Genomic DNA, 6,640 nt, shown 5'->3' with positions numbered 1-6,640 from the left:
GTGCCATGCGGCAACGCCACATACTGCTGCACCAACGCGGTCTTCTCTTCCGCAGTCCATCTGCGCATACCCACCTCCTGAGTGACTCACACCCAGGCTGACAGTCAGGGCACCTTCGCGATTTTCGTCCCCATCTGCGATTTTCGGTCACATGCGTCTGACGTCCGTCGTGCTGCCGTCTTCGAACCTATGCGCGCCTCGACCTCGCGCCTCTCCGACTTCCGAGTAACGCCGAGGCACCTCTAGCGTCGAGACATGCCAGTGAACCCGGCGGTCGAGGGCCGCACCTACCGCATGCCGCAGGCGCACGTCGTCACGCGCGATGAGATCGTGACGTTCGCCCGCGCCGTCCGCACGAGCGACGACCGTTGCCTCGACGTCGACGCCGCCCGCGCCGCGGGCCACACGGACATCGTCGCGCCGACGACGTTCGCCGTCACGCTCGCCCAGCAGGCGGAGGCGCTCTTCATGCGCGATGAGGAGGCTGGCGTCGACTTCTCGCGCCTCGTCCATGGTGAGGAGACGTTCACGCATCACGCGCCGATCGTCGCGGGAGAGGCGCTCATCGCCGAGACGACCGTCGCGCGCGTTCGCTCGGCCGGCGGACACGACATGGTCACGCTCGCCACCGCCGTCACGACCGCTGATGGGTCGCATCGAGCTGACACGACGAGCGTCGTCGTCATCAGGGCAGAGGAGGCACACGCATGAGCGAGCACGAACACCGCAGCGTCGACCTCACGTCCGCGAGCGCGGGCGACACGTTGCTCGAGACGAGCGAAACGCTTCGACGCGCCGATCTCGTCGCCTACGCCGACGCCAGCGGCGATCAGAACCCGATCCACCAGGACGAGGCGTTCGCCAAGAGCGTCGGCCTGCCCGACGTCATCGCCCACGGCATGCTGACGATGGGGCTGGTCGCCTCACGCATCGAGGAGCTGGCGCAGGGGCACTTGATCGTCTCCTTCGGCACCCGCTTCGCCGCGCCCGTCGTCGTGCCTGCCGGCGGCGATGCACGCGTCGACATCGTCGTCTCGCTGTTCTCGCGCGACGACGACGCGGGCAGGGTGACGCTGGACGCGGCGGTGTCGGTGGCAGGCACTAAGGTCTTGAGTCGAACGAGAGCAGTCATCCAACTCTGATCGAGGTCTTCATGCAGGAGCAGTTCGACGTCCCGCTCGCGAGCCTGACGACGATGCATGTCGGTGGCCCTGCTCGACGTCTCGTGGTCGCGGAGACGATCGACGAGATCGTCGACGTCGTGCGCGAGGTCGATGACGCCGAGGAGCCGCTGCTCGTGCTCTCGGGCGGTTCGAACCTGCTCATCGCGGACGAGGGTTTTCCCGGCACGGTCGTCAAGATCGCGAACGACACCCTCGAGGTCGAGCACGACTCCGACTGCGGGGGCGTGACGGTTCGTGTCAGTGCCGGCATGGTGTGGGACGAGTTCGTCGCGTACGCTTGCAGCCACGACTGGTCCGGCATCGAGGCGTTGTCGGGTATCCCGGGGCTCGTCGGCGCGACGCCCGTGCAGAACGTCGGCGCGTACGGCCAGGAGGTCGCGCAGACCGTCGCGAGCGTACGGACGTACGACCGCGTCACCCAGCAGATCAAGACGTTCGCCAACGCCGACTGCGACTTCACCTACCGTCACAGCATCTTCAAGAACACCCCCTTCCGTGACGGCGACGCGAGCGGTCGCTACGTCGTGCTCGACGTGTCGTTCCAGCTGCGCAAGGCCGATCGCAGCCAGCCCATCACGTACGCGGATCTCGCCGCGGGGCTCGGCGTCGAGCAGGGCGATCGCGTTCCGCTCGCCGACGCCCGCGAGGCCGTCCTCGCCCAGCGTTCCAAGCGCGGGATGGTCGTCGTCGAGGCCGATCATGACACCTGGTCGTGCGGTTCGTTCTTCACCAACCCGATCGTCTCCGAACGCGTCATGGCGCGCATCCGCGAGCGAGCGGCCGAGCGCCTCGGCGCCGACGGACCCACACCGCCCGAGTTCCCCGCCGGCGCGGCGCACCCGGGGTTGCTCAAGACGTCGGCGGCCTGGCTCATCGACAAGGCCGGCTTCGGCAAGGGGTACAACATGCCCGGCCCGGCGGCGTTGTCGACCAAGCACACGCTCGCTCTGACGAACCGTGGCGATGCCAGCGCATCGGACGTCGTGGCCCTCGCCACCGAGATCGTCGACGGCGTCGAGGCCGCGTTCGGCGTGCGTCTCGTGCCCGAGCCCGTGTGGGTCGGGCTCGAACCGATCGCCTGACCCGCTCCGCCCACCTCCGGCGTCCGCGCACTCGATGCTCGAGCGCGACGCAGCAATCTGGGAGGCCGGCTGAGCGCTCAAGCAGGCGGTGCGGCGAGCCAGGCGTCGATGTCGGCGTCCGCGGCCGCGACGACGTCCGCCGGCGCGTTCGAGATCGTGAAACTGTCGCGCGCGAGTTGGGCGAGTTCGGCGTCGCTGAATCCGTGGACGTCACGCGCGGTGCGGTACTGATCCGTGAGGCGTGAGCCGAACAGCAGCGGGTCGTCGGCGCCGAGCGCCATCCGCGCGCCTGCGTCGAACAAGGGACGCAGGGGCACCTCCGGGGCGCTCTCGTACACGCCGAGTGCCACATTGCTGCCGGGGCACACCTCGAGCCCGACGCCGGCATCGACGACGCGCGCCAACACCTCAGGCGATTCCGCGGAACGCACCCCGTGCCCGAGCCGCGTGGGGTGCAGTGCGTCGAGCGTCTCGCTCACGGCGTCGGCGCCGAGCAGTTCGCCCCCGTGGGGCAGTGAGGCGAGGCCCGCGTTGCGCGCGATGCGGAACGCCGGCGCGAACGCGGAGGTGTCGCCGCGGCGTTCGTCGTTGCTCAATCCGAAGCCGACGACACCGCCGGCGTTCTTCGCCGCGAGCCGGGCCAACGTCCGCGCGTCGAGGGGATGCCGTAGCCGTGACGCCGCGACTACGACGCCCACCCCGATGCCGTGACGCTCACCGGCCCGCGCAGCTTCGTCGAGCACGATCTCCAAGGCGGGTGTGATGCCGCCGACGAACGGTGCGTAGGACGTGGGGTCGACCTGGATCTCCAACCATCGTGAGCCCTCACGCGCATCGCTCGCGGCGGCCTCGTCGACGATGCGGCGCATGTCATCCTCGCTACGCACGCAGGCGCGGGCGGCGTCGTAGAGGCGTTGGAAGCGGAACCAACCCCGCTCGTCGCGGGCCGATGCGAGCTGAGGAGGCCAGCTGCGCCTCAGGCTGTCCGGCAGCCGGACGCCGTGCGTCACGCTCATGTCGAGCAGGGTGTCGAACGCCATCGAGCCGGTGAAGTGCAGGTGCAGGTGCGCCTTCGGCAGGGCGTCGAGGTCTCGCCGGGAGCGGCTGGGGGAGGTGTCGCGACTCGTCACCCGCTCATCCTGTCACCGCCCTCGCGCGACGGCTGCCGCGCATCACGCACGGGGGAGGGCCAGATTTCCGTTCGAGCGTCGTCGTCCCGTACAGTTGGGGGTCGACACGGCACTCAACCGCCGCGTCGCGCGGGTTCGCTCGCGAAGGGCACTAGCTCAATTGGCAGAGCACCGGTCTCCAAAACCGGGGGTTGGGGGTTCAAGTCCCTCGTGCCCTGCACAGCGTATTGATCCGAGAGGGCGGGGCCGTGGCAGATTCCGATGTCGTGACGGGGGCTTCCGTCGCGGGTGAATCTGAGCGCCGCGGTTTCTTCGGCCGCATCCTGTTGTTCATCCGGCAGGTCATCGGCGAGATGCGCAAGGTCGTCTATCCGACGCGTGACGAGTTGACGACGTACACGATCGCGGTCCTGGTCTTCCTCGCCGTCATCATGGCGTACGTCAACGGTCTAGACTGGCTGTTCACGCGTGCGGTCTCCTGGGTCTTCGGTTCGAACTGAGTCCCGGGCCCATCTCGAAGATTCGCCGCCTGAGCGCCCCCGCGGGGGCCGCGCGGGCGGCGTTCGTGTGAGAGCACGCGACGTACGTCCCCACATGTGAAGGAAGCAGGTCGATGACCGAGCAGAACCCCGAGCAGCTTTCGCCGGCTGCGGCGGAAGAGGCCGAATTCGCGGCGGGCGCTGTGCGCACGCCTGACGCTGACCTGGCGCCCGAGCAGGGCGAGGTCGGCGAACTGCCGAGCGCCGCCGAGGACCACGCCGACGACGCCGAGCGCGAGGTGGAGCAGGAGGCCGTCGTCGACGCCGAGGTCGCCCCGGCCGAGCAGGCTGACGCGGTCGACCCTCGCGAGGCGTTCATCGCGGAGCTCAAGTCGCAGTTCGGTGACTGGTACGTCATCCACTCCTACGCGGGCTACGAGAAGCGTGTGAAGACGAACCTCGAGCAGCGCATCACGAGCCTCAACATGGAGGATTACATCTTCCAGATCGAGGTTCCGATGGAGGACTACACCGAGATCAAGAACGGGCAGAAGAAGTCGGGTACGCGCGTGCGCATCCCGGGTTACGTGCTCGTGCGCATGGATCTGACGGACGAGTCGTGGGGCGCAGTGCGTCACACCCCGGGTGTCACGGGCTTCGTCGGCAACGCGCACCAGCCGTACCCGTTGTCGATCGACGAGGTCGTCACGATGCTGAACCCGACGTTCGAGGAGCCGGAGGCTTCGGCTGAGGGTGCGGCCGCGTCGAGTGGCTCCGCGTCGTCGGCGTCCGCGGATGTCGACTTCACCGTCGGCGAGTCCGTCACCGTCATGGAAGGCCCGTTCGAGACGTTGCCCGCGACGATCTCCGAGATCAACGCGGACACGCAGAAGATCAAGGTGCTCGTGTCGATCTTCGGTCGCGAGACGCCGGTCGAACTGGGCTTCAACCAGGTCGCGAAGATCTGATCCTTCGACCTGCCGCGCGTTTCGTCGCGGCGGTCGTCATCAACCTCTCATCGCCTGTCCGGGTGGTGAGGATGCAACCGGGTCATCGCCCACGGCGTCGGCCCATGACAGGAAAGAGGTGGCTTCATGCCTCCGAAGAAGAAGGTTTCCGGTTTCATCAAGCTGCAGATCCAGGCCGGTGCGGCGACGCCGGCTCCGCCGGTCGGTCCGGCGCTGGGTCAGTACGGTGTGAACATCATGGAGTTCGTCAAGGCGTACAACGCTGCGACGGAGTCCCAGCGCGGCAACGTCATCCCGGTCGAGATCACGGTCTACGAGGACCGTTCGTTCACGTTCATCACGAAGACGCCGCCGGCTGCTGAGCTCATCAAGAAGGCTGCGGGCGTCCAGAAGGGTTCCGGCGAGCCGCACAAGACGAAGGTCGCGCACCTGTCGGCGGATCAGGTTCGTGAGATCGCGCAGCAGAAGATGCAGGACCTCAACGCGAACGATCTCGACATGGCGTCGCGGATCATTGCGGGTACGGCGCGTTCGATGGGGATTACCACCGACTGAAAGTGCACCGCCGGTACGGGCAGTGATGTTCGTACTGCCGTGACGTTCCGGCGGGGTGCGTTCAGTCGAGGAAAAGTGTCTGAGAGTGCATCCTCGGTACGGTCGGTGATGTTCATGCCGCCGTGACGTTTCGGCGGGGTCGATCAGTCGAGAAGAAATCGTCTGACGGTTCTGCCGGTTCTGCCGGTTCGACGCAAGCCCCTGGCCCTCACCTGGGTCAGGGGCTTCGTGCGTCCGTCGCCGATTTCACCCCACCCCCGCACGTCACGTAAGATCAACCGGTTGCCTGTGTGGCATCGCGGCGTCAGGATCGACCTGGTGTCGGGGGCGCGGAGCCCGAAAGTGGTTGGGCCGGCGCTGGCTCGTAGAACCACGATCTCCCTGTTGAAGGAGTTTGAGATGAAGCGCAGCAAGACGTACCGCGCGGCGGAAGAGAAGATCGAAGAAGGCAAGCTGTACTCGCCGCTCGAGGCTGTTCGCCTCGCGAAGGAGACGGCCGGCACGAAGTTCGATTCGACGGTCGAGGTTGCGATGCGCCTCGGTGTCGACCCGCGCAAGGCGGACCAGATGGTTCGTGGCACGGTGAACCTGCCGAACGGCACGGGTAAGACGGCTCGCGTCCTCGTGTTCGCGAACGGTGACAAGGCTGCGGCGGCTGAGGCTGCCGGCGCCGACTTCGTTGGTTCGGATGACCTGATCGCCAGGGTTCAGGGTGGCTGGACGGACTTCGACGCCGTCGTCGCGACGCCGGACCTCATGGGCAAGGTCGGTCGCCTGGGTAAGGTGCTCGGTCCGCGTGGTCTCATGCCGAACCCGAAGACAGGCACGGTGACGATGGACGTCGCGAAGGCCGTCGGAGACATCAAGGGCGGAAAGATCGAGTTCCGTGTCGACAAGCACGCGAACCTCCACTTCATCATCGGCAAGTCCTCGTTCGACGAGAAGGCTCTCGTCGAGAACTATGCGGCTGCGCTCGATGAGATCCTGCGGCTGAAGCCGTCGGCGTCGAAGGGTCGTTACATCACGAAGGCCACGATGGCCACGACGATGGGCCCTGGCATCCTGATCGACCAGTCGCGCACGCGCAACCTCATGGAGGACGGCGCCGAGCAGGCCTGATCGGCTTCTCGCTCGATCGCTCTACGTGAGCGGTCGACGCTTCTCGACGGGCGAGGCCCGCATCCCGATTCGTTCGGGGTGCGGGCCTCGCCTGTTGTGCCGTCCAGATCACATGGCCGGCCG

Annotated in this window: 8 protein-coding genes and 1 tRNA gene; 8 read left to right on the top strand and 1 reads right to left on the bottom strand. The window is 67.1% G+C overall.

Annotation, left to right across the window (positions count from 1 at the left end; genetic code table 11):
• Positions 1-255: 255 nt before the first annotated feature.
• From J4Z35_RS06260 to J4Z35_RS06250, 3 genes are read left to right on the top strand one after another with little or no spacing between them, the layout of a single operon-like run.
• Entirely contained in the window at positions 256-711 is a 456-nt protein-coding gene (locus J4Z35_RS06260; protein ID WP_074040615.1) for a MaoC family dehydratase N-terminal domain-containing protein, read from the top strand.
• Positions 708-1,142 (top strand): MaoC/PaaZ C-terminal domain-containing protein, encoded by a 435-nt coding sequence (locus J4Z35_RS06255; protein ID WP_006946241.1) that lies wholly within the window; start codon positions 708-710, stop codon positions 1,140-1,142. Before J4Z35_RS06260 ends, J4Z35_RS06255 begins: the two co-directional genes overlap by 4 nt.
• 11 nt (positions 1,143-1,153) lie before the next feature.
• Complete coding sequence (locus J4Z35_RS06250) at positions 1,154-2,266, top strand: UDP-N-acetylmuramate dehydrogenase (RefSeq protein WP_208065448.1); 1,113 nt, start codon at positions 1,154-1,156, stop codon at positions 2,264-2,266.
• A gap of 77 nt (positions 2,267-2,343) precedes the next feature.
• Here J4Z35_RS06250 and J4Z35_RS06245 read toward each other — a convergent pair whose 3' ends face one another.
• Positions 2,344-3,396 carry an adenosine deaminase gene (locus J4Z35_RS06245; RefSeq protein WP_006946103.1) on the bottom strand — a complete coding sequence of 351 codons (1,053 nt, stop codon included), beginning with the start codon at positions 3,394-3,396 and terminating at the stop codon, positions 2,344-2,346.
• Between the two features lie 145 nt (positions 3,397-3,541).
• Between J4Z35_RS06245 and J4Z35_RS06240 the strand changes: the two genes are divergently transcribed.
• From J4Z35_RS06240 to rplA, 5 genes are all read left to right on the top strand, one after another.
• A tRNA-Trp gene (locus J4Z35_RS06240) sits at positions 3,542-3,614 on the top strand.
• 30 nt (positions 3,615-3,644) lie between these two features.
• Positions 3,645-3,896, top strand: a complete 252-nt coding sequence (gene secE, locus J4Z35_RS06235) for a preprotein translocase subunit SecE (RefSeq protein ID WP_006946054.1) — start codon at positions 3,645-3,647, stop codon at positions 3,894-3,896.
• 113 nt (positions 3,897-4,009) lie between these two features.
• The gene (nusG, locus tag J4Z35_RS06230) at positions 4,010-4,843 is read left to right on the top strand and encodes a transcription termination/antitermination protein NusG (protein WP_208065447.1); all 834 of its coding nucleotides are present in this window, start codon (positions 4,010-4,012) and stop codon (positions 4,841-4,843) included.
• 126 nt (positions 4,844-4,969) lie between these two features.
• Entirely contained in the window at positions 4,970-5,398 is a 429-nt protein-coding gene (gene rplK, locus J4Z35_RS06225; protein WP_208065446.1) for a 50S ribosomal protein L11, read from the top strand.
• A gap of 399 nt (positions 5,399-5,797) precedes the next feature.
• The gene (gene rplA, locus J4Z35_RS06220; protein WP_038567056.1) at positions 5,798-6,517 is read left to right on the top strand and encodes a 50S ribosomal protein L1; all 720 of its coding nucleotides are present in this window, start codon (positions 5,798-5,800) and stop codon (positions 6,515-6,517) included.
• The last annotated feature ends 123 nt before the right edge of the window (positions 6,518-6,640 follow it).

This window comes from Dermacoccus sp. NHGro5 (assembly GCF_017565385.1).
In the GTDB taxonomy this organism is placed as follows: Bacteria; Actinomycetota; Actinomycetes; order Actinomycetales; family Dermatophilaceae; genus Dermacoccus; species Dermacoccus nishinomiyaensis.
The sequence above is the reverse complement of the archived record's forward strand: the minus strand, read 5'-3'. Positions and strand labels throughout refer to the sequence as shown.